Annotated in this window: 18 protein-coding genes; 8 read left to right on the top strand and 10 right to left on the bottom strand. The window is 74.6% G+C overall.

Annotation, left to right across the window (positions count from 1 at the left end; translation table 11 throughout):
* On the bottom strand, positions 1–831 hold the full coding sequence (hisN, locus tag OG218_RS06210) for a histidinol-phosphatase (protein WP_328292334.1): 831 nt from the start codon (positions 829–831) through the stop codon (positions 1–3).
* Between the two features lie 170 nt (positions 832–1,001).
* Here hisN and OG218_RS06205 point away from each other — a divergent pair, with 170 nt between their 5' ends.
* Entirely contained in the window at positions 1,002–1,700 is a 699-nt protein-coding gene (locus tag OG218_RS06205) for a vitamin K epoxide reductase family protein (protein ID WP_328292333.1), read from the top strand.
* Between the two features lie 21 nt (positions 1,701–1,721).
* On the opposite strand, the gene OG218_RS06200 is transcribed toward OG218_RS06205, so the two are convergent.
* From OG218_RS06200 to OG218_RS06185, 4 genes are all read right to left on the bottom strand, one after another.
* Entirely contained in the window at positions 1,722–7,229 is a 5,508-nt protein-coding gene (locus OG218_RS06200; protein WP_328292332.1) for a diguanylate cyclase, read from the bottom strand.
* A 96-nt stretch (positions 7,230–7,325) separates the two neighbouring features.
* Positions 7,326–8,378 (bottom strand): ribosome small subunit-dependent GTPase A, encoded by a 1,053-nt coding sequence (gene rsgA / locus OG218_RS06195; RefSeq protein ID WP_380162445.1) that lies wholly within the window; start codon positions 8,376–8,378, stop codon positions 7,326–7,328.
* 20 nt (positions 8,379–8,398) lie between these two features.
* The gene (aroA, locus tag OG218_RS06190; RefSeq protein ID WP_328292330.1) at positions 8,399–9,742 is read right to left on the bottom strand and encodes a 3-phosphoshikimate 1-carboxyvinyltransferase; all 1,344 of its coding nucleotides are present in this window, start codon (positions 9,740–9,742) and stop codon (positions 8,399–8,401) included.
* 74 nt (positions 9,743–9,816) lie between these two features.
* Positions 9,817–10,347 carry a DoxX family protein gene (locus OG218_RS06185; protein ID WP_328292329.1) on the bottom strand — a complete coding sequence of 177 codons (531 nt, stop codon included), beginning with the start codon at positions 10,345–10,347 and terminating at the stop codon, positions 9,817–9,819.
* Between the two features lie 76 nt (positions 10,348–10,423).
* On the opposite strand from OG218_RS06185, the gene OG218_RS06180 reads away from it, so the two are divergent.
* From OG218_RS06180 to rsrA, 3 genes are read left to right on the top strand one after another with little or no spacing between them, the layout of a single operon-like run.
* Positions 10,424–11,251, top strand: coding sequence for an SOS response-associated peptidase (locus OG218_RS06180; RefSeq protein WP_328292328.1), 828 nt, complete (start codon positions 10,424–10,426; stop codon positions 11,249–11,251).
* A 36-nt stretch (positions 11,252–11,287) separates the two neighbouring features.
* Positions 11,288–12,058: a sigma-70 family RNA polymerase sigma factor gene (locus OG218_RS06175; protein ID WP_380161411.1), complete on the top strand. Its 771-nt coding sequence runs from the start codon at positions 11,288–11,290 to the stop codon at positions 12,056–12,058.
* Positions 12,055–12,321 (top strand): mycothiol system anti-sigma-R factor, encoded by a 267-nt coding sequence (rsrA, locus tag OG218_RS06170; protein ID WP_328292326.1) that lies wholly within the window; start codon positions 12,055–12,057, stop codon positions 12,319–12,321. The genes OG218_RS06175 and rsrA overlap by 4 nt, the downstream gene beginning before the upstream one ends.
* A gap of 69 nt (positions 12,322–12,390) precedes the next feature.
* On the opposite strand, the gene OG218_RS26595 is transcribed toward rsrA, so the two are convergent.
* Positions 12,391–12,465, bottom strand: a complete 75-nt coding sequence (locus tag OG218_RS26595) for a 50S ribosomal protein bL37 (protein WP_375791718.1) — start codon at positions 12,463–12,465, stop codon at positions 12,391–12,393.
* A 186-nt stretch (positions 12,466–12,651) separates the two neighbouring features.
* Between OG218_RS26595 and OG218_RS06160 the strand changes: the two genes are divergently transcribed.
* Positions 12,652–13,734, top strand: coding sequence for a type IV pilus twitching motility protein PilT (locus OG218_RS06160; protein ID WP_442906464.1), 1,083 nt, complete (start codon positions 12,652–12,654; stop codon positions 13,732–13,734).
* Here OG218_RS06160 and OG218_RS06155 read toward each other — a convergent pair.
* Complete coding sequence (locus tag OG218_RS06155) at positions 13,731–14,171, bottom strand: nuclear transport factor 2 family protein (protein ID WP_328292323.1); 441 nt, start codon at positions 14,169–14,171, stop codon at positions 13,731–13,733. The two genes, OG218_RS06160 and OG218_RS06155, sit on opposite strands and share 4 nt — an antisense overlap.
* 126 nt (positions 14,172–14,297) lie before the next feature.
* Here OG218_RS06155 and OG218_RS06150 point away from each other — a divergent pair, with 126 nt between their 5' ends.
* Positions 14,298–14,894, top strand: coding sequence for a TetR/AcrR family transcriptional regulator (locus tag OG218_RS06150; protein WP_328292322.1), 597 nt, complete (start codon positions 14,298–14,300; stop codon positions 14,892–14,894).
* 38 nt (positions 14,895–14,932) lie between these two features.
* On the opposite strand, the gene OG218_RS06145 is transcribed toward OG218_RS06150, so the two are convergent.
* Together OG218_RS06145 and OG218_RS06140 are read right to left on the bottom strand one after the other, a co-directional pair.
* Complete coding sequence (locus tag OG218_RS06145; protein ID WP_328292321.1) at positions 14,933–15,652, bottom strand: maleylpyruvate isomerase family mycothiol-dependent enzyme; 720 nt, start codon at positions 15,650–15,652, stop codon at positions 14,933–14,935.
* Complete coding sequence (locus OG218_RS06140; protein WP_328292320.1) at positions 15,649–15,807, bottom strand: hypothetical protein; 159 nt, start codon at positions 15,805–15,807, stop codon at positions 15,649–15,651. The genes OG218_RS06145 and OG218_RS06140 overlap by 4 nt, the downstream gene beginning before the upstream one ends.
* Before the next feature lie 101 nt (positions 15,808–15,908).
* On the opposite strand from OG218_RS06140, the gene OG218_RS06135 reads away from it, so the two are divergent.
* Both OG218_RS06135 and OG218_RS06130 read left to right on the top strand, forming a co-directional pair.
* Positions 15,909–16,913: a GlxA family transcriptional regulator gene (locus tag OG218_RS06135; protein WP_328292319.1), complete on the top strand. Its 1,005-nt coding sequence runs from the start codon at positions 15,909–15,911 to the stop codon at positions 16,911–16,913.
* Positions 16,910–17,776: a YihY/virulence factor BrkB family protein gene (locus tag OG218_RS06130; RefSeq protein WP_328292318.1), complete on the top strand. Its 867-nt coding sequence runs from the start codon at positions 16,910–16,912 to the stop codon at positions 17,774–17,776. Before OG218_RS06135 ends, OG218_RS06130 begins: the two co-directional genes overlap by 4 nt.
* Here OG218_RS06130 and OG218_RS06125 read toward each other — a convergent pair.
* Positions 17,763–19,889, bottom strand: a complete 2,127-nt coding sequence (locus OG218_RS06125; RefSeq protein WP_328292317.1) for a methyl-accepting chemotaxis protein — start codon at positions 19,887–19,889, stop codon at positions 17,763–17,765. The genes OG218_RS06130 and OG218_RS06125 overlap by 14 nt on opposite strands.
* Between the last annotated feature and the right edge of the window lie 32 nt (positions 19,890–19,921).

The following is a 19,921-nucleotide window of genomic DNA, read 5'->3' as shown; positions in this document are numbered from 1 at the left end:
TCACGGCTGGGCGGGGGTCCCGAGGAAGCGCAGCGCGTCCGCGTGCAGCAGCCCGTTGGTGACGACGGCGTCACCGCCGAAGGGGCCGTCGACGCCGGCGCGGGAGGTGAACCGGCCCCCGGCCTCGGTGACGATCGGGACGAGGGCGGCCATGTCGTGCAGCGCGAGTTCCGGTTCGGCGGCGATGTCGACCGCGCCCTCGGCCAGCAGCATGTAGGACCAGAAGTCGCCGAACCCGCGGGTCCGCCACACCGAGCGGGTCAGGCCCAGGAACCCGTCGAGGGCACCGCGGCTCTCCCACCCCTCGAGCGAGGAGTAAGCGAAGGAGGCGTCCGAGAGGTTCGACACCGAGCTCACGTGCATCCGCGTCGCCGCGGAGAGGCTGCGCCCGGTCCAGGCCCCCGAGCCGGTCGCCGCCCACCAGCGCCGCCCCAGCGCGGGTGCGGAGACCAGCCCGACGACGGGGACGCCGTCGTCGACGAGGGCGATGAGCGTCGCCCACACCGGCACGCCGCGGACGAAGTTCTTCGTCCCGTCGATGGGGTCCACGACCCACTGCCGGGCCCCGTGCCCGACCAGCCCGAACTCCTCGCCGAGCACCGCGTCCCGCGGCCGGGTCCGGCGCAGCTGGGAACGGATGAGCTCCTCCGCGCCGCGGTCCGCGTCGCTCACCGGCGTCAGGTCCGGCTTCGTCTCGACCTTCAGGTCCAGCGCCTTGAAGCGGTCGGTGGTCACCCCGTCGACCTGGTCGGCGATGACGTGCGCGAGCCGCAGGTCGTCGTCGTAGCGCGGACGCTGGTGCGCGGCGGGGGACTGCGTGGGGGCGGACACGCCCGCGAACCTACCGCCCGGGGCCCGTGGGACCGTGGACGTGGGAGGTTCGACCCGGTGACCACGGCGGGGCCGCGACGTTCAGGTGACGTCCAGCGCTGTCGAGGATGCTGGGACAGGGTGGGCAACAGGGTGGGCACTGCCCCGGAAGGCGCGAGGTGAGGACGCAGATGGCCGACACGACGCACCAGGTCGACGACGAGACCTTCGACGGGTTCGACGACGACGACGTTGACCACACGCACCACGACGCCGCCCCCGAGGGGCACCTGTCGGCGTTGCCGGTCTCCCCGCGCGCCCGCGGTCTGCTGCTGACCGTCGGCGGGATCCTCGGCTTCGTCGCGGCCTTCACGCTGACGATCGAGCGGTTCAAGCTCGCCGAGGACCCGAACTACGCCCCCAGCTGCAACATCAGCCCGATCCTGTCCTGCGGCAGCGTCATGGCCACCGACCAGGCGGCGGCCTTCGGCTTCCCCAACCCGCTCATCGGGATCGCCGCCTTCTCCCTCTCGCTCCTGATCGGCCTGCTCGTCCTGTCGCGGACGGCGCTGCCGCGGTGGGTGGAACGCGGCTACCTCGTCGGGATCACCCTCGGCACGGTCTTCGTCGGCTGGCTGATCGCCCAGAGCCTCTACTCCATCCACGCCCTCTGCCCCTACTGCATGGTCGTGTGGAGCGTGGTCGTGCCGACCTTCTGGGTCCACGTCGCCGACGGCCTCGACCGCGGTCTCGTCCCCGTCCCGCGGGCCCTGCACGGCCTGGCCCGCACGGTCGTCGACTTCCGCGGACTGCTCATCGTGCTGAGCTACGCCGCCGTGATCGTGATGATCGCGGTCAAGTTCTGGTCCTACTGGTCCAGCCTGGTCTGACCCCCCACCAGCGGTCAGGGGTCAGAGGGCTTCGACGACAGCGTCGCGGCCGGCTGCCTTGGCGCGGTAGAGGGCGCTGTCGGCGCGGGCCAGGACGTCGGAGAGCTGCTCGCCCTCGCGCAGCAGCGCCACCCCCACGCTGACCGTGACCTGCAGCTGCTCGCCCCGCACCAGCACGGGGCTGCGGCGCACCGCCAGGCGCAGCCGCTCGGCGACCTCGCGGGCCTCCAGCGGACCGGACCCCTCCTCGGGGGCGGGACTGGTGACGACGAGGGCGAACTCCTCCCCGCCGTAGCGACCGAGGACGTCGCTCTCCCGGGCCTCGTGCTGCAGCCGCCGCGCGACGGCCGTGAGGACCTCGTCGCCCGCGGCGTGGCCGAAGGTGTCGTTGACGGACTTGAAGTGGTCGACGTCGACCATCAGGACCGCCACGGCCCGGCCCGGGGTGGCCCGCCGCACGCGCTGCTCACCCAGGCGCAGCAGGTGACCACGCGTGGCCAGACCCGTGAGGGAGTCGGTGCGGGCCAGGTGCTCGACCTGGGCGAAGAGCCGCGCGTTCTCCAGGCCGATGGCCGCGGGGGCGGCGAGCGCCTCCGCGACGTGCAGCCGGGCGGCGGGCCCCTCGGGACCCCCGACGAGCACCAGCGCCTCGGCCACCAGGCCGGTCCGGTCCTTCAGGGGGACGACCAGCCACCGCTCCTCCCCGGTCCCGCCGTCACCCCCGAGGTCCAGCAGACCCCGCAGCCGGGCGGGCAGCGGGTCGCCGCCGTGGGCGGCGAGCGGGCGTTCCAGCAGTGGCGCGGACTCGCGGTCGCCCTGCCGGTCCCGGCTCCACGGGACCTCCCGCACGGCCGTACCGCCCGCGGCCGTCACCAGCGCGGGCGGGTCCACGTCGACGGTGGAGCGGACCGCGACGGGCACCAGGGCCGCCCGGCCCGCCCGCAGCTCCGTCAGCGCGGAGCGCAGCAGCCGACGGCGCACGGTGGGCAGGTCGAGGCTGCCCGAGACCTCCTCGGTGAGCCGGCGCACGGCCTCGGCGAGGTCGCGCTCGCGTTGCGCGCCGTGCACCTCGATCTCCAGGCGGGCCGCCCGGGCCGTCTCCAGCGAAGCCGCGACCTGTCCCGCGATGAGCTGCAGCAGTTCGACGTCCCCCCGGCCGAAGGCGCCCTGGGCGACGGTGCTGACCGCCGCCAGCACCCCCGTCCGGCGACCGCGGACGAGCAGCGGGACGGCCACGACGCTGCGGGCGACGTCCTCGGGGGTGTGCGCGCTGCGCTGTTCCTGCGCGTCCAGCACCCCGCGGACCACGGGCCGCCCGGTCCGCGCGGCCCGGACCGCGGCCGGGTCCAGGGGGGTGCCCAGCGCCAGGTCGGTGCCGGAACGGGTGCGCCCGGCGAAGACGACGAGCTCGTCCTCGCCGTCGAGGACGGCGAGGACCGCGCGGTCGGCGCCGAGCACCCCGCAGGCCTGGTCCAGGGCGAGGCGCACGACGTCCTGCGGGTCCAGGACCTGGGCCGCGTCGCCGACGTCGCGCATCGCGCTGAGCAGCCGCCGGCGACGACCGGCCGCCGGCCCCCAGGTCCCGCTCCCCGCGGGCTGGGTCGCGTTCAGGTCGGCGCGCCCGCGCTGCACCAGGGTCGCCCAGCCGTGCCGGTCGGCCAGGGCCGTGGCCAGCCAGTGCAGCCGCTCGGCGTCCTCGAAGGCGCCGCTCGCCTCGAGGTCCTCGGCCCGCAGCAGCATCAGGTGGTGCTGCACGAGCGGGGCGTCCAACCGGGCCGCGCAACGTTCCGCCCTGCGCCGCAACACCTTCGCGCGGTGGCTACGGCCCAGGCGGTGCCACGCGGCGGCGCGGACGACGTCGAACTGGGCCTCCTGCACCGCCCCGCCGGCGCGGTGGGCGGGGTGACCCAGCGCTTCCCGCAGTTCCTGTTCCCGCTCGCGCACCCGGACGGTGTCCCCGGCGTCGGTCGCCGCGGCGAGCTGGGCCAGCCGCCCGCGGACCACGAGGTCGGCGGTCCAGCGGGCCTCCACTGAACGCCGCAGCGGGGAGCGGTGCAGGAGCGCGGTGGAACGCCGGGCGACCTCGTCGAAGCGTTCGGACAGGTCGAGCTGCTGCACCAGCCACGTCACCGTCGCGAGGTGCACCGCGAGCTGGTGCTCGGGGGACGACGTCGCCGACAGCCCGCCCCGCACCCTCGTCAACAGCTCCCCGGCCTCCCCGGGCCGACCGCAGGCCCCCAGCAGCGCGACCCGGAGCAGGTCGAGGTCGACGGGGACCGGGGCCCCCTCCGGCACCCGGCGCAGGGCCCGGTCGTGCCAGCTGCGGGCGGCGGCGAGGTGCCCCGCGGCGAGGCGCTCGAGGACGACGGCCCGGGTCCCGGCCACGTACTCGGGCAGGTCGAGCCACTGCCCGTCGTCCTCGAGGACCTGGGCGACCTCGCGCCACGTCCCACCGGAACGCAACCGGTCCAGCCCCTCGGCCAGGCGGATCCCGGCCTGCACCGAGGGTTCTGTCTCGCCGCGGCGGGGGGAGGGGGGAGTCAGGGGACGTCCGACGAGGGAGGAGGTCCCGGGGAGGCGGACCGGCAGCAACGTCGCCCGCCCCGTCAGGAGCCGGCGCAGCGCCGCGGCCAGGGTGCGTCGCCCGTCCCGGGCGAGGTCGGCGCGCCGGCCCCGCAGGGCGTGCGCGATCGAGGCCAGCGCGGTGGGCAGGGCGGTCAGCGGGTACCCGCGGTCCAGGTCGGTGGCCGCGGCCTCGCGCAGCAGCACGGCGTGGGCGGCCTCGGCGGTGTTCTCCTCGACCTCGCGGGGGGAGTCCAGGCGGTGCCGGCTGGCCCGTCGACGGCGCGGGTCGAGCAGGGTCGCCACGAACCCGGCCACGGTGACGACGGTGAAGACCCACCAGGCGGCCCGGGTGCCGGGCCGGGAGGAACCGAGCTGGGCCAGACCCTCCCGGGCCGCGTCCAGGGCCCGCGCGGGTCCTCCGGGCGCCCGTTCGTGCCGGTGCAGGGTGGCGATCTCCCCGAGGCCGACGGCCTTCCCGAGGGGGTCGGTCGTGGTGCGCAGGAGGTGGTCGAGGTGGTCGTGGGCCCACGCGTGGCGACCGGTGCGGGCCAGGCAGCTCGCGAGCAGTCGGCGCAGCCGGGGGTCGAGCGGCAGACCCGCCCCGTCCGCGGTCTCGACGGCCTGCTGCAGCAACCCGACGGCGGCCTCGGGTGCGAAGTGGCGGGCGGCGCTGACCCCGGCCACCGCGCACGCCGCGACGACGTCGGCCGGGGCGACGGCGTCCCCGGCGCGCAGGTGCTGGTGGGCGCACGCGAAGACGGCCTCGCGGTCGGTGCACTCCGTCCCGGCCCGGGTGTCGACGCGCAGGACGCGGGCCAGGCGCGCGTGCAGCCCACGACGCTCGACCTCGTCGAGCCCGTCCAGGACGGCGTCGACCACCTGCTGGTGCAGGAACTCGTGGCGACCGTGCGGCCGCGGGCGCAGCAGCCGGACCGCGACGCCGGCGGCGAGGCCGGCGCGGACCGCCTCGGCCGGGAGCTGGGGCGAGGCGGCTCGCAGCACGAGGTGGTCGTCGACGGAACGCCCGCACGCGGCGGCCAGCCGCAGCACGTTGCGGTGCCCGGCGGGGAGTTCCTCGACGCGGCGCAGCAGGGCCGCCAGCAGCCCGGGGGCCACCGGGACCGCCTCCAGCGCAGCTTGTTCCAGCCGCCAGTGGCCCCAGTCGGGCAACAGACCGCCGTCGTCGAGGAGGGCGGTGAGGAGCGCGAGCAGGGCCCCGGGGTTCCCTGCGGCCCGGGAGACGAGCGCCGAGGCGACGGAGTCGGTGAGCACCGCCCCGGGCAGCCGACGGCGCACGACGGCGCGGGCGGCGGCGTCGGAGAGGGCCGGGACGTCGATCACGAGGGTCCGGGAGGAGTCCAGCGCCGGGTCCAGCCCACCGGACTCCCGGGGCCGGTCGACGAGGACCAGCAGCAGCGGGAGGTCGGCGCACTCGCCGGCCACCCAGCGCAGCACGGCCAGCGTCGAGGCGTCGGCGTGCTCGGTGTCGTCCAGGACGACCAGCAGCGGCCCCGTCCGGGCGGCGTGCTGGAGGAGCTCCTCGGCCAGCGCCTGCGGCCGTTGCTCGTCGCCGTCGCCGGAGACCGCCCCGTCCCGAGGTGGCGTCGAGAGGCCACCCGCGGTCATGGCCCGGCGCAACGCGCTCAACGGGGAGGCGGGCGAGGTCGTGGAGTCCAGCACCACCGCCGCCGCGCCCTGTCCGCCCGCCCGCCGGTGCAGGTGCTCGACGAGGGAACTGCGACCCGACCCCGCCGCGCCGCGGACGACCACGACCCCGCCGGAGCCGGCGCGCGCGGTGTCCCAGGCCGCGTCCAGCACCGCGGTCTGCTGACCGCGCTCCAGCAACGGCCCGTCGGCGGGGCTCACCCAGCTGCGTCGCCCGAGGGCGACGTCGGGAGCGGTGCCGGCCGCGATCCGGCTGAGCTCGTCGGCGACGGCGGCGGCGCTCGCGGGCCGGTCCTCCGGGTCCAGGGCGAGCAGCCGGCGCAGCAGCACCCCGAGGGCGCGCGGGACGTCGGGGCCGAGGACCGCGGGGTCGAGCGGGCGCAGCCGGCCCAGCCGGCGACGGACCTGCGTCGGATCGCTGCCCTCCACCGGGGTGCGGCCGGTGAGGCACTCCAGCAGCAGCGCGCCCACGGAGTAGAGGTCGGAGCGGTGGTCCACGGGGCTGCGGACGACCCCGGCCTGCTCGGGGGAGCGGTAGTGCAGCGCACCGACCTCGGTCTCGGAGGCCGCGTCGGCGCCCCCGCGGTCCTCCTCGCGACGGCGTTCGGGACCGTCGGCCCGTTCGCCGGGGGGGTGCACCCCGGGACGGACGGGCGCGGAGTTCTCGAGGTGCGCCACGCCCAGGTCGACGAGGACCGCGCGCCCGGCCCGGGTGACGAGGACGTTCGCGGGTTTCACGTCCCGGTGCACGAGTCCGTTGCGGTGCAGGGCGTGCAGCGCGTCGCAGACGTCGACGGCCAGACGCAGCGACGTGGTCAGCGACAGCGGCGCGGTGCTCGCGGGGACGGCGTCACCGCCGCGTCCGGGGCGGCCGGGGGTGGGCGGGGTGTGCAGCAGGTCGGCCAGCGACGTCCCGTCGTGGGCGTCCATGACGAGGGCGAGGCGACCCTCGACCTGCTCGACGGCGTGCACGCGGGTGAGCCCGGGGTGGTGCACGCTGGCCAGCAGGGCGGCCTCGCGGCGCAGCGTCCGGTCGGCCTCGACCTGGTCGAGCGGGGGCAGGGTGACGTGCCGCTGGCGTTTGATCGCGTACTCGCGCCCGCCGGGTTCGCGGACGTCGGCCCGCGCCGCCAGGTGCACCACCGAGCCCGCGCCGCGTCCCAGTTCCCGCAGGACGGTCCAGGTCCGGAGGGGATCCGGGGGGATGGTGGGGCCGGGAGCCGGTGCCGGGCCGGGGACGTGGGGGGCGGGTCCGGTGGCCTCGAGACCCGCGGGCCGGATCGAGCTGGTGTCTCCCATGAGCAGCCGTCACCTCATCTCCGACCGGGAACGACCGTCACACTAGGGCATCACGTGTGAACTGGCAGTGGTCACCATCCCGGTCGACCGCACCCGTCACCCGTCGTCGGCCTCGCGGGGCTGGTCGGCTCCGATCGCGTCCTCACGGGCCGGTCGACGGGCCACGAGCAACCTCCGGAACGAGGCCAGCCGGGCCGGCCCGGCCGCCCCGGCCCGGCCCGACGCCACCCACGCGTCGAGGGCGCACCCCGGCTCGTCGTGGGAGCAGCCACGGGGACAGTCTTCCTCGCCGGGCAGCAGGTCCGGGAACGCGCGCAGCACCGCCTCCGGGTCCACGTGGGCCAGGCCGAACCCTCGGATGCCCGGGGTGTCGATGACCCAGCCCCCGGCGGGCAGCGTGAGCGCCGCCATCGACGTCGAGGTGTGCCGGCCGCGACCGGTGACCACGTTGACGTGCCCCGTCGCGCGGTCGGCGTCGGGGACCAGCGCGTTGACCAGCGTCGACTTGCCGACCCCGGAGTGGCCGACGAGGACGCTGATCCGCCCGTCGAGGCGCTCACGGACCGCGTCGAGACCGAGCAGGCCGTCCGGCCCGCGGGAGGTGACCACGGCGTCGAGACCCAGCGGGGCCCACGTCTCCAGGACCTCCTGGGCCGGGCGGAGGTCCCCCTTGGTCAGGCACAGCAGCGGCTGCATCCCCGAGACGTAGGCCGCCACGAGGCAGCGGTCGACCAGGCGCGAGCGCGGCTCCGGGTTCGCCACGGCCGTCACGACGACCAGCTGGTCGGCGTTGGCGACGACGACCCGCTCGATGGGGTCGGTGTCGTCGGCGGAACGGCGCAGGGCGGTGCGCCGCTCGTCGATGCGCACGATCCGGGCGAGGGTGTCGGAGGTCCCGGAGACGTCACCGACGAGGCCGACGCGGTCGCCGACGACGACGCCCTGACGACCGAGCTCGCGGGCCCGCATCGCCGTGACGAGACGTTCCTGCCCGGTCCCCTCACCGACGAGGACGTGCGAGCGGCCGCGGTCGACCACGACGACGAACCCGTCGACGGCGTCGGCGTGCGCCGGACGGTCCTTGGTGCGGGGCCGGGTGCCCTTCCGGTTGGGCCTGACCCGGACGTCGTCCTCGTCGTAGCGCGACAGCGGACCCCGCTGGCGGGGGCTCAGGCTGGGGCTCCCGCGAGCATCGACGCCCACATGCCCGGGAAGTCCGGCAGCGTCTTGCGCGTGGTGGCGATGTCCTCGACGAGGACACCGGGGACGGCCAGGCCCAGGACGGCGCCGGCGGTGGCCATCCGGTGGTCGGCGTAGGAGCGGAACACCCCGCCGTGCAGCGCACGCGGGCGCACCAGTAGCCCGTCGAGGGTCTCCTCGGCCTGCCCGCCCAGGGCGTTCACCTCGGTGACCAGGGCCTTCAACCGGTCCGTCTCGTGCCCGCGCAGGTGCGCGATCCCGCGCAGCCGGGTGGGGGAGGAGGCCAGCGCGGCCAGCGCCGTGATCACGGGGGCGAGCTCACCGGCCTCGTGCAGGTCCAGGTCGATCCCGTACAGCTCGCCCGTGCCCTCCACGACCAGGCCCTCGCGGTCGAGGTTGACCTCGGCGCCCATCTGGTCGAGCACGTCGCGCAGCACGTCACCCGCCTGCGTCGTGGACTGCGGCCACCCCGGGACCCGCACCCGGCCGCCCACGGCGGCCGCGGCGGCGAGGAAGGGCCCCGCGTTGGAGAGGTCCGGCTCGACCTGCACGTCGAGGGCGTTGATCTCCCCCGCCTCGACGAACCAGCGGCCCGGCGTGGCGTCGTCGATGACCACCCCGACGTCGCGCAGCACCTCGACGGTCATCCGGACGTGCGGCTGGCTGGGGATCGGCGGGCCCTCGTGGACGACCTCGAGACCCTCCCGGGTCCGGGCGCCCATGAGCAGCAGCGCCGAGACGAACTGGCTGGAGGCGGAGGCGTCGATGCGGACCGTGCCACCGCGCAGACCGCCCGCGGGGCCCTGGACGCTGAAGGGCATCAGTCCGTTCCCGCCGTCCTGCACGACCGCCCCGAGCTGACGCAGCGCGTCGAGGACGGCGCCCATGGGACGCTCCCGCGCGCGCTCGTCCCCGTCGAAGTGCACAGGGGTGGAGGCCAGCGCGGCGACGGGGGGCAGGAAGCGCATGACGGTCCCGGCGAGGCCGCAATCGATGCGCGCCCCGCCCGTGACGGGGCCGGGCCGGACCACCCAGTCGCGGGGGTCCACCCCCTCGACGTCGTGACCGCCCTCGACCACGTCGGTCCCGAGCAGGCGCAGCGCGTCGGCCATCAGCAGGGTGTCGCGGGAGGCCAGGGGGTCGCGCAGCAGGGACGGGCGTTCGGCCAGGGCCGCCACCACGAGGTAGCGGTTGGTGAGGGACTTCGATCCGGGCACGCTCACCACGGCGTCCAACGGGCCGGCGGCGGTGGGCGCTGCCCACAGCTCGTCCTCGGGTGGGTTGCTCGGGTCGTCCTGGGTCACGGGGAGCATCCTCGCAGCCCCCGACGACCCTCGGCCACGACCTCGCGGGCGGGGTCGTGGCCGAGGGGCGGGCGGGTTCGTCGTCAGCCGAGCTTCGCGGCCGCGAGCTGGACGTCGAGCTTGCCGACCTCGACCGCGTGCACGGCCTCGCGGGCGGCGAGCTTGGCCAGGCGCTGGGCGTCGCGACCGGCGCGCTTGCCCCGCCACAGCGCCCCGGGCTTGCCGGCGGTGTCGACGGCCGCGAGCAGGGCCGCACCGAGCAGCCCGACGTCGGTGAGGAAGTCGTCGAGGACCTCCGCCCGGACCGCCTTGTCCTTCTCGGACCAGAACGGGTGGTTCACGTACGCGCTCGGGGCCGCCGTGAGGGCCAGCACCGTCGAGGCGAGGCGCGGGGCCCGCCCGAGCGCGAACAGCACACCGGCACCGGCCATGGCCGCGCCGTTGAGGCGGACCAGCAGGACCGGGTCGTCGGGCAGGCGCAGCGGACCCGCCACGCGGTGCACCAACGGCTCGGCCGAGGGGGCGAGGTCCTGGGCGTGCCGGACCTGGTCGATCCCGTTCTTGATGAAGATCGCCGCCAGCATCGGACGGGCTACTCGTCGCACCACAGTCATGGGAGTTGCCTACCGCACTGCGGTGATCACCGCGACCGCGGGGCCGGTGTCGGAGCCGCGTGCCAGGGTGTCTCCCATGTGCGGTCGATACGCCCTGCGGAGAGACCCCGGACAGCTCGACGACCTCGTGACGGAGTTCGAGGTCGACGACGACACGGTGTCCGGCTCCGAGCAGGTGGTCACCCTGTCCACCAACATCGCCCCCACCACCACGCCCCCGGTGGTCCTCGAGCGCTTCCGCAAGGACGAGGAGGACGCGCCGCCGACGCGGTCGTTGCGGGCGCTGAGGTGGGGGCTGGTGCCGAGCTGGTCCAAGGACGCCACGGGTGGGGCCCGGATGGTCAACGCCCGCGTCGAGTCCCTCCTCGCCAAGCCCGCGTTCGTCAAGGCGGCGGCCGCCCGGCGCTGCCTCGTCCCGGTCGACGCCTGGTACGAGTGGCAGACCAGCGAGAGCGCGACGGGCGGGGACGGCAAACCGCTGAAGCAGCCGTTCGCCGTGGCCAACGCCGACGGGTCGGTGCTGTCGCTGGCCGGGATCTACGAGTTCTGGAAGGACGACACCAAGGCCGCGGACGACCCGACGCGCTGGCTGGTGTCCTTCGCCATCGTCACGACGGCGGCCGAGGCCGGTCTGGACCGCCTGCACGAACGGATGCCCCTCGTCGTCCCGCGCGACCTGCGCGACGCGTGGCTGGACCCCTCCCTCGACGACCCGGAGGAGGTGCAGGCCCTCCTCGACGCCGTCCCGCGCGATCTCTTCCTCGGCGGCACCCTCGACGCCCACCCCGTCTCGCGCCGGGTCGGCAACGTCCGCAACACCGACGACGACCTGCTCGCCCCCGTCCCGCCGGACGAGCTCGAGGGGGCGGTGGACCTGCGCACGGGTGAACTGCTCGGGGTGTGACGGAATGCTCACCCGGGTGCCCGCGTTGATCCGGACATGTCGTTCGCACCACCTCTCGAGCCTGCGCGCCGGGTCGAACCGCGCGTCAGGCAGCGCCCCAGTGCCGGTCCGCCGACGCGTCGTGACGTCCGTGGCCGCCGGGCCGCGAGCGGTGCCCCCGCGCAGGGCCTACCCTCGAACGCGATGACCGAACAGACCGATCGGGCTCCGTCCGAGGAGAGCACCGACGAACGCGCAGCGCGCTTCGAACGCGACGCGCTGCCCTTCCTCGACCAGCTCTACTCCGCAGCCCTGCGCATGACGCGCAACCCCGCCGACGCCGAGGACCTCGTCCAGGACGCCTTCGCGAAGGCCTACGGTGCCTTCCACCAGTTCACGCCGGGGACGAACCTCAAGGCGTGGCTGTACCGGATCCTGACGAACACCTACATCAACACGTACCGCAAGAAGCAGCGCGAACCGCAGCAGTCGCACGCCGACGAGATCGAGGACTGGCAGCTCGCGCGGGCCGAGTCCCACCAGTCGACGGGGCTGCGCTCGGCCGAGACCGAGGCGCTGGAGCACCTGCCGGACTCCGACGTGAAGCGGGCCCTGCAGCAGGTGCCGGAGGACTTCCGGCTGGCGGTGTACCTCGCCGACGTCGAGGGCTTCGCCTACAAGGAGATCGCCGAGATCATGGGTACCCCGATCGGGACGGTCATGTCCCGGTTGCACCGGGGCCGTCGACTGCTGCGGGAGCTGCTGCGCGACTACGCCGTCGGTCGTGGTGTGTCGGGTGCCGTACCGGAGACGGAGGGAGCGTCGTGAGCGCCTCGGAACCGAGCACGTCGGAACTCGGCCACTGCCGGGAAGTCCTCGAGCGGGCCTTCGAGTACCTCGACGGTGAGATGGCCGAGCTCGACTGCGCGCACCTGCAGGCCCACCTCGAGGAGTGCGCCAGCTGCCTGGCGCAACTGGCCGAGGACGAGAAGCTGAAGCAGGCCATCCGCGCCGGGTGCCCGTGCGAGGAGGCCCCGCAGGCCCTGCGCGCGAAGATCCTGGTGCAGATCACCGAGGTCAGCGTCCACTGACGCCCCGCCCGTACGACGAAGGCCCCGGACCGTTCGGTCCGGGGCCTTCGTCGTACGTGAGCTGCTCGCTCAGGCGTTGGGGCGCTTGCCGTGGTTCGCGCCGTTGCCCTTGCGCGAGCGGCGCTTGCGGCCTCGCTTGCTCATGAGCTCCTCCTCCATCGCTCGGTGGGTACCCGGCGAACCGGGCGTCTGTTCGTCGTCCATCGTCCCACGGGGTGAGGGGTGCTCAAGGTCGCGCCCGCGAGACCCGATGCCGCAACGGTGACGATCACGCAGGGGACCGACGCCGGCACGACGAGCGGGCCGGGGGCGGGCCACGTCGCGGCCCCCGTGGAGCCCCTCATCACGCCGTACCTGCGCGCCCTCGTCGACCTGCGCGGCTCCGACCTGCACTGCAAGGCCGGGTCCCCGCCCCGGATCCGCATCGACGGCCGGTTGCGGGCGCTGCAGGCCCCCGTCCTGACCCCGGACGTCACCGAGCGGATGCTCGAGCAGATCCTGCGCGCCGACCTCATCGAGGAGTTCGCCCGCACCAACGAGGCCGACTTCGCCTACAGCCTGCCCGGTGGTGCCGGCCGGTTCCGCGTCAACGCCTTCCGCCAGCGCGGCTCCGTCGGGCTGGTGCTGCGTCGCGTCGCGGCGCAGGCCGTCCCCCTGGCCGGGCTCGGCGTGCCGCCCGTCATCGAGCAGCTGGCCCTCGAGCACCGCGGGCTGCTGCTCGTCACCGGTCCCACCGGCTCGGGCAAGACGACCACGCTGGCCGGGATGATCGACCACATCAACAACGTGCGCGAGTCCCACATCGTGACCATCGAGGACCCGATCGAGGTCCTGCACACCGACAACCGCTCGATGATCAGCCAGCGCGAGGTCCGTCTCGACACCGCCGACTTCGGGACCGCGCTGCGGGCCGCGATGCGTCAGGACCCCGACGTCATCCTCGTCGGGGAGATGCGCGACCAGGAGACCGTGAAGGCGGCGTTGTCCGCGGCCGAGACCGGTCACTTCGTGATGTCGACCCTGCACACCATCGACGCGGCGGAGACGATCTCGCGCATCATCGACTTCTTCCCCCCGCACGAGCAGAAGCAGGTCCGCCTGGCCCTCGCGGGTTCGTTGCGCGGCATCGTCTGCCAGCGGCTGGTCCCGCGCGCCGACGGTGCGGGTCGGTGCGTCGTGATGGAGATCTGCGTCAACACCGGGCGCATCGCCGACGCCATCGCGGACCCGGACAAGACGAACCTCATCACCGACCTCATCCGCGAGGGGCAGTACTACCAGATGCAGACGTTCGACCAGCACCTCGTGACGCTGGTCCGCGACGGTGTCGTGACGCTGGAGGACGCCCAGATGGCCGCCTCCAGCCCGCACGACCTCGCGGTGGAGCTGCGCCGCCTGGGCCTGGTCGCCTAGTCCTCCTGCCGCTGCTGCCCGCTGCCCGGGGGGACGACGAGCCGCCGCGCGACGCGCCAGCCTCCCGCTTCCCGGCGCAGCACGTCGTGGTGCACGACGGCGGTCACGGTCCGGTCGGCCATGAGCATCAGCCCCTTGGAGTCCACGGCCACCTCGTCGCCGTCCTCGGCCCCGCTGTCCGCCCCGCTGTCCACGCCACCCCGGTCGAGCACGACCACGTTGCTCACGTGGTGGGAGATCGGGCCGTGGGCTCCCAGTTGCCGGGCCACCTCCCGCGCGGCCTCGATGCCGTGGATCACCGGCATCCCCACCGCACTCATGTCGTAGACGACGTCGGAGGTGAAGACGGTGTCGATCTCGTCCAGCCTGCCCTCGTCGAAGACGTGGCCCACCGAGCTCAGCGTCTCGGTGATCGCCCAACGGTCCTCGGTGTCCATGGTCCGTCCTCCCGTTCGTGCCGGTTCCCGATGACCCGACCTCCAGGATGGTACTCAGTACCAAACTGAACGCAACCCCTTCGGGAACGCGAGACCGTCAGGGTCCCGGTGCTCTACGCTGCGCCGATGACCTCGGCCCCCTCCCTCGTCGAGCGCAAGCAGCGCGCGGCCCGCGAACGCATCGTGCGTGCCGCGGCGGAACTCTTCGCCGAGCGTGGCTTCGACGACGTGTCGGTGTCCGACATCGCCGAGCGGGCCGAGGTCGGGCGGACGACGTTCTTCCGGCACTTCGGCGACAAGCAGGAGGTCGTCTTCGCGCGGGAGGAGGCGTTGCTCGACGCCCTCACCGCGGAGAACCTCGACCCCGCCCCTCCCGGCGGTCGGTCCGCGCGAGGTGCCGTCCAGGCGCTCCGGCCCCTGGTGCTGCGCCTGTGCGCGCACGTCTGCGAGGACCCGGAGGAGTACCGCCGCCACGAACGGCTGGTCGAGGGACACGTGGAACTGCGGGGACGCAGTGCGGTGAAGGCCCAGCTCATCGCCCGGCGGCTGGGGGTGCTCCTGGCGGAGAACGGGTGGAACGAGGACACCGCCGCCCTCGCCGGACAGCTCGCGTCGGCCTGCTGGGCGACGGCCCGCGCGTCCTCCGACCGCCCCGAGGACCTCGTGGAGGCCACCCGCGCGGCGTTCGAGCAGGTCCTCGGTCTCGGCGTGGACGCGCCCTGACCCCGTCGTGTCGTCGAGGTGGGGCCCGCGCGGCGACCTCAGGGCGTGAGGCGGCCGGCGAGGAGCTCCGTGGCCCGCGCGGCGTCGCCGGTCACGACGAGCCCGGCCCCTGAGAGGTCGCTCCGTCGCCACAGCAGCCGCAGGAGGTCGGCGTCGGCGCCCGCGACGGCGGCGACCAGCGGACCGTCGCCGAGCACCCAGCGCCGGGAGCCGAGCAGTTCGACGCTGACGTCGGGGCCGGGTGTCCGGCCGAGCCGGACCTGGCGCGGGTGCAGCGTGTCGAGGACCTCCTCGACGGCGTCGGCCACGACCTCCGGCGGCCCCCACCGGGGCAGGCCGCCGGCGTCGGCCAGGTCCCAGGTGTGGACCAGTGTCTCGTGCAGCTGACGACGGGCCCAGTCCCGCCGCCGCCCGGCTCCGGTGAGGGTGCGGCAGGGCCGGTCGGGATCCTCGTCCAGGACGGCGAGCAGGTCCGCGGCGGCTGCGCGGTACTCCTGCGCGGCATCGCGCGCCACCGGTGGGTCGGCGTCGTCGGGCACGTCGTCGGGCACGTCGTCGGTGCCGGGGGCCGTGCGCGACATGGCCGCGGCCCAGCGGTGGACGCCGGTCAGGTGGGCCGTGAGGTGCGCGGCGTCCCAGTCCGGGCAGCCGGGAACCCGGGCGGTGGGCTCGACGTGGCGGAACAGCGCCAGGAAGGTCGCCTGGGTCTGCGCCAGGGTGGCCCGGTGGTCCAGGGGCACGATCGTGTCGACGCTCATCGATCTGCACCGGGGTGGTCGGCACCGGGGTGGTCGAGGGGACCCTCCGGCGACCACTCCCGCGAGCGGCGGCTGTCGACACCCCAGCGGGGCGCCAGGACGGCGAGGGCGACGAGGACGAGGAGCACCACCAGGGCGGTGAGGTCGGTGGACACGGCTCCAGCGTGCTCGGCGCGACCGCAGCCGCCGAGTGGCAGCCCTGCCGACGTTCGTCCAGATCCTGCCAAGCCGTCCGAAGGCTGGCAGACTGCCCGCCATGGGTGCTCCGGGTGACCTCCACGACGTGGCCGTCGTCGTCGGCGAGGGGTTCTCGGCCTTCGAGTTCTCGGTGGCCTGCGAGGTGTTCGGCATCGACCGGACCGAGGAGGGCGTTCCCGCCTTCCGGTTCGCGGTGTGCACGGAGGGTGCCGGCCCGGTCGGTTCGCGACAGGGGTTCAGCCTCACCGCCGACCACCGCTTCGACCGTCTCGACACCGCCGACCTGATCATCGTCACCCCCACCAAGGCCCACCGCGGCCCGGCGGGGGAGGCGCTGCACGAGAAGCTGTACGCGGCGGTCGACCGCGGGGCGAGCGTCGCGAGCTTCTGCAGCGCGGCCTTCGTGCTCGCCCACGCCGGGTTGCTCGACGGGCGCCGGGCGACGACGCACTACCGCTACGCGGCCGAACTCGCGCAGCGCTTCCCGCTCGTCGAAGTGGTCCCCGACGTCCTCTACGTCGAAGACGGTCCGGTCGCGACGAGCGCCGGGACCTCCGCCGGCATCGACCTGTCGCTGCACCTGGTGCGACGCCACCACGGGAGCGCCGTCGCGACGGCGATCGCGCGCCGGATGGTCGTCCCGCCGCACCGCGACGGTGGCCAGGCCCAGTACCTCGAGGCTCCCGTCCGGGCCTGCGGCGACGAGTCGCTGCAGAACGCCCTGACCTGGGCCGTGGCACACCTCGACCAGGACATCGACGTCGCGGGCTGGTCGCGGACGGCGACGATGTCGGCCCGCACCTTCGCCCGCCGCTTCCGGGCCGAGACGGGAGTCACCCCGCACCGGTGGTTGCTGGAGCAGCGGGTCTCGGCGGCGCGGAACCTGCTGGAGGACGGCGACGAGACCATCGACGAGGTCGCCCGCCGCTGCGGGTTCGGGTCCGCGGCGATGCTGCGTCAGCACTTCCTGAGACTCGTCGGGACGACCCCCACGGCCTACCGGCGCACCTACCGCGGGTCCCGTTCGCCCGAAGCCGTCCGCCTCCTCCCGGCCGGCGCGTGAGGCGCTCCCGGGCGGGCAGCTGGCTGAGAGCGCTGTTCGCCGACGTCCACACGCGCCTGCAGGGCCACGACCTGTTCCTCATCTCGGCGGGCGCGACGTTCTACGCGTCGATGGCGCTCGTCCCCTCGCTCGTCGTCGTGGTGCGCCTGCTCGCGGCGCTGATCGGCGCGGACCGGGTCCTCGACCTCGCCGACTCCGTCGGACGTGCGCTGCCCTCGGCCCAGGGCGCCGGCGACGTGGTCCGCGGCCTCGCCGCGACCGCCGTCCACGTCGGGTGGCTGCCGGTGCTCGTCGCCCTCATCCCGGCGACGGTCTACGGAGAGGGGCTGCGCCGGGGTTTCGCCCGCGTCAGCGTCCGCTACCCCGAACCCGCCCCGCCGGCGGTGCGGGGCAGGACCGGGGCCTGGCGGATCAGGGTGAAGGCGCTGCCGCTGCTGCTGCTGGCGCCCGTGGGTTTCCTCGCGGTGCTCGAGGTCGCGCCGTTCCTGGTCCGGTTGTTCGGTGCCGGGATCCCGGGGTCGACGCTCGCGGTGTACATCGCGCTGAACGTCGACTGGCTCGTCGTGTCGCCCGTCCTGGTCTACGTCTACCGGGTGCTCGGCCCGGTGCGTCCCGGGTGGTGGGCGGCGGTGTGGGGAGGGTTCTCGACCGGGGCGTTCGTGTCGGGGTTCCTGCAGGGCTTCGTGCTGTTCCTGGCGATCCCGGTCGACCTGGGGTCGCCGTTCGGCGGCTACACCCAGGTCGGTGCGGCGGTGGCGGTGTGCCTGTGGTTGTGGGTGTTCACCGCGCTGACGATCTACGGCTACGCGCTCACGCTGGAACTCCAGCGCCGTCGCAGCCCGGAACTGGTCAGCGCAACGTGAACTGACGCACCTGCTCGTCCAGGGTCCCGGCGACCGCGGCGAGGTCGTCGACCTGGTTCCGGACCGAACGGACCTCCTCGGTCGTGCCCTGGACGGCCCCGGCGGTCCCCTCGAGCGCGACCGCGATCCCGCTGGACCGTTCCGCCGCGGCGTGCAGGGTCCCGCTGACCGAGGTGGTCGTCGCGAGCTGCTCGGCGACGGCCGCGGCGATGGTGGCCTGCAGTTCGTCGATGTGCGCGATCGTCTCGGAGATCCGGGCGATGTCGGAGCGGACGGCCGCCGCCTCCGCCTGCACGGCGTTCAGGGTCGGCGCGATCTCCTCGGTGGCCTGCGCGGTCTGGCGGGCCAGTTCCTTGACCTCGTCGGCCACGACCGCGAAACCGGCACCGGCCTCCCCGGCGCGGGCGGCCTCGATGGTCGCGTTCAGCGCCAGCAGGTTCGTCTGCGCGGCGATCGCGGTGATGGTGCGCAGGACGTCCGCGATCTGCTGCGAACTCGCCCCGAGCCGTTCGACGGTGCCGGTGGCGGCGTGCGCCAGCTGCACCGCGTCGGCCGCGACGACGGTCACGGTGCTCGTCGTCGCGGACACCTCGTCCGCGGCCGCACGCAGCTGCTCGACGGCGTCGGAGACCTCGTGGACCCCGGCGGAGACGGACGTGGCGTCCCCGGTGACCCGGACGATCTCCTGCGCGGTGGAGTCGGCCGCACCCGCCAGCCGGTCGCCGGCCCCGTCGAGGGCACCCGCGGCGCCGGTGACCCGGGCGGCGCCCGAACTCATCGCGCTCAGCGCGTCGCGGACGGCGCCGGTGGCCTCGTCCAGCGCCCGACCCATCGCGCCGAGTTCGTCGTCGGCGTGCTCGGTGCCGGGTTCGAGGACCTCGGCGGAGAGGTCGCGGCCGGCGACGCGGCGCAGGACCTCGGTGAGCCGGCCGATCCGGCGGACCAGCGTGCGGGCCATCGCCGCGATGACGCCGGCCATGAGCAGGGCCACCACGACGCCCAGCACGATGGTGTTGCGGACCAGGCTGTGCCCGCCCGCGGTGATGCGGTCGGTGACGGCGGCGGTGTCGGCGTCGGGCAGCCAGCTGGTGATGACCCAGTTGTAGGCCGGGTAGCGGGAGAGGCCGACGGTGTAGCCGCCGGAGTCCAGGGTCACGTGCTTCGTCGTGAACTCCCCGGCCGGCAACCCCTTCGCGGTCGCGAGCAGGTCCTTCACGTACGGCTCGCCGTCGGCGTCGGTCGCGTCGGCCATGGCGTCACCGTCCTGGCCGCCCTTCGGCGCGACGACCGCGGTGCCGCTCGAGGCGGCCCCGTCCGAGAACACCGCGTAGTAGCCGCTGGACCCGACCGTCGCGCCCGTGAGCGCCTTGCGCAGCTCGGCGGTGACGTCGGCCTGGGGGAGACCGACGAAGACCGCGCCGACGACCTCGTCGCCGACCTTCAGCGGCTCGTAGACGGTGACGTACGGCTTGTCGACGACGGTCGCGGTGCCGTGGTAAGTCTCGCCGGCCATCAGTGCCTTGACGACGGCGTTCTGGGCGCCGTCGGCGTTCGTGGCCGGGATGTACGTGCCGATGGCGCGGGACCCGCTGGTGCCGACGACGGTCGTGGCGACCCGCAGCATGTCCCCGGCGTCGTTCATCTTCTGGAACACCGTCGTCGCCGCACCCGTCAGGCGGGCCGCCTCGTCCAGACCCGGCACCGTGGCCGCCGGGTCTGCCTGCTGACCGAGCCACGTGCCGCCGAACTCCAGGCGGGGCAGCGTGACCGACGTCTTGTCCTTGGTGGTCTGGTTCGTGGCCGTCCAGGTGGCGGTGTCCACCAACGACGGCGCCCCGTGCTGCGCGAGCCGGTCGGTGGTGACGCGCAGGTCGGAGTCCAGCATCGACTGCACGGCCGAGGCCTGGGTCGCCACGGTGGTCTGGACCTGGGTCCCGGCGTCGTGCAGCGACTGCTCCGACAGCGTGCGCACGTCGGCGGCGGTGTCCCGCGACAGGCCACCGACCTGCACCGCCGACAGCGCGCTCATCAGACCGGCGGTGACGACGACGGCGCCCACGCCGGGGAGCAGGAGCTGGGAGCGCAGGGTTCGGGGTCGGAAGGAGAAGGCCACGTGGTCTGATCGGCGGCTGGCGTTGAGGACTT

Origin of the sequence: Kineococcus sp. NBC_00420 (assembly GCF_036021035.1) — a bacterium.
GTDB lineage: Bacteria > Actinomycetota > Actinomycetes > Actinomycetales > Kineococcaceae > Kineococcus.
Note: the sequence above shows the minus strand (reverse complement) of the source record. Positions and strands in the feature narration are given on the sequence as shown.

Bases quoted from the DNA above. Each gene is read 5' to 3' on its own strand.
- OG218_RS06205 (WP_328292333.1), top strand. From the start codon at position 1,002: ATGGCCGACACGACGCACCAGGTCGACGACGAGACCTTCGACGGGTTC.
- OG218_RS06200 (WP_328292332.1), bottom strand. From the start codon at position 7,229: ATGGGAGACACCAGCTCGATCCGGCCCGCGGGTCTCGAGGCCACCGGA.
- aroA (WP_328292330.1), bottom strand. From the start codon at position 9,742: ATGCTCCCCGTGACCCAGGACGACCCGAGCAACCCACCCGAGGACGAG.
- OG218_RS06185 (WP_328292329.1), bottom strand. From the start codon at position 10,347: ATGACTGTGGTGCGACGAGTAGCCCGTCCGATGCTGGCGGCGATCTTC.
- OG218_RS06180 (WP_328292328.1), top strand. From the start codon at position 10,424: ATGTGCGGTCGATACGCCCTGCGGAGAGACCCCGGACAGCTCGACGAC.
- OG218_RS06175 (WP_380161411.1), top strand. From the start codon at position 11,288: ATGTCGTTCGCACCACCTCTCGAGCCTGCGCGCCGGGTCGAACCGCGC.
- OG218_RS06155 (WP_328292323.1), bottom strand. From the start codon at position 14,171: ATGGACACCGAGGACCGTTGGGCGATCACCGAGACGCTGAGCTCGGTG.
- OG218_RS06150 (WP_328292322.1), top strand. From the start codon at position 14,298: ATGACCTCGGCCCCCTCCCTCGTCGAGCGCAAGCAGCGCGCGGCCCGC.
- OG218_RS06145 (WP_328292321.1), bottom strand. From the start codon at position 15,652: ATGAGCGTCGACACGATCGTGCCCCTGGACCACCGGGCCACCCTGGCG.
- OG218_RS06135 (WP_328292319.1), top strand. From the start codon at position 15,909: ATGGGTGCTCCGGGTGACCTCCACGACGTGGCCGTCGTCGTCGGCGAG.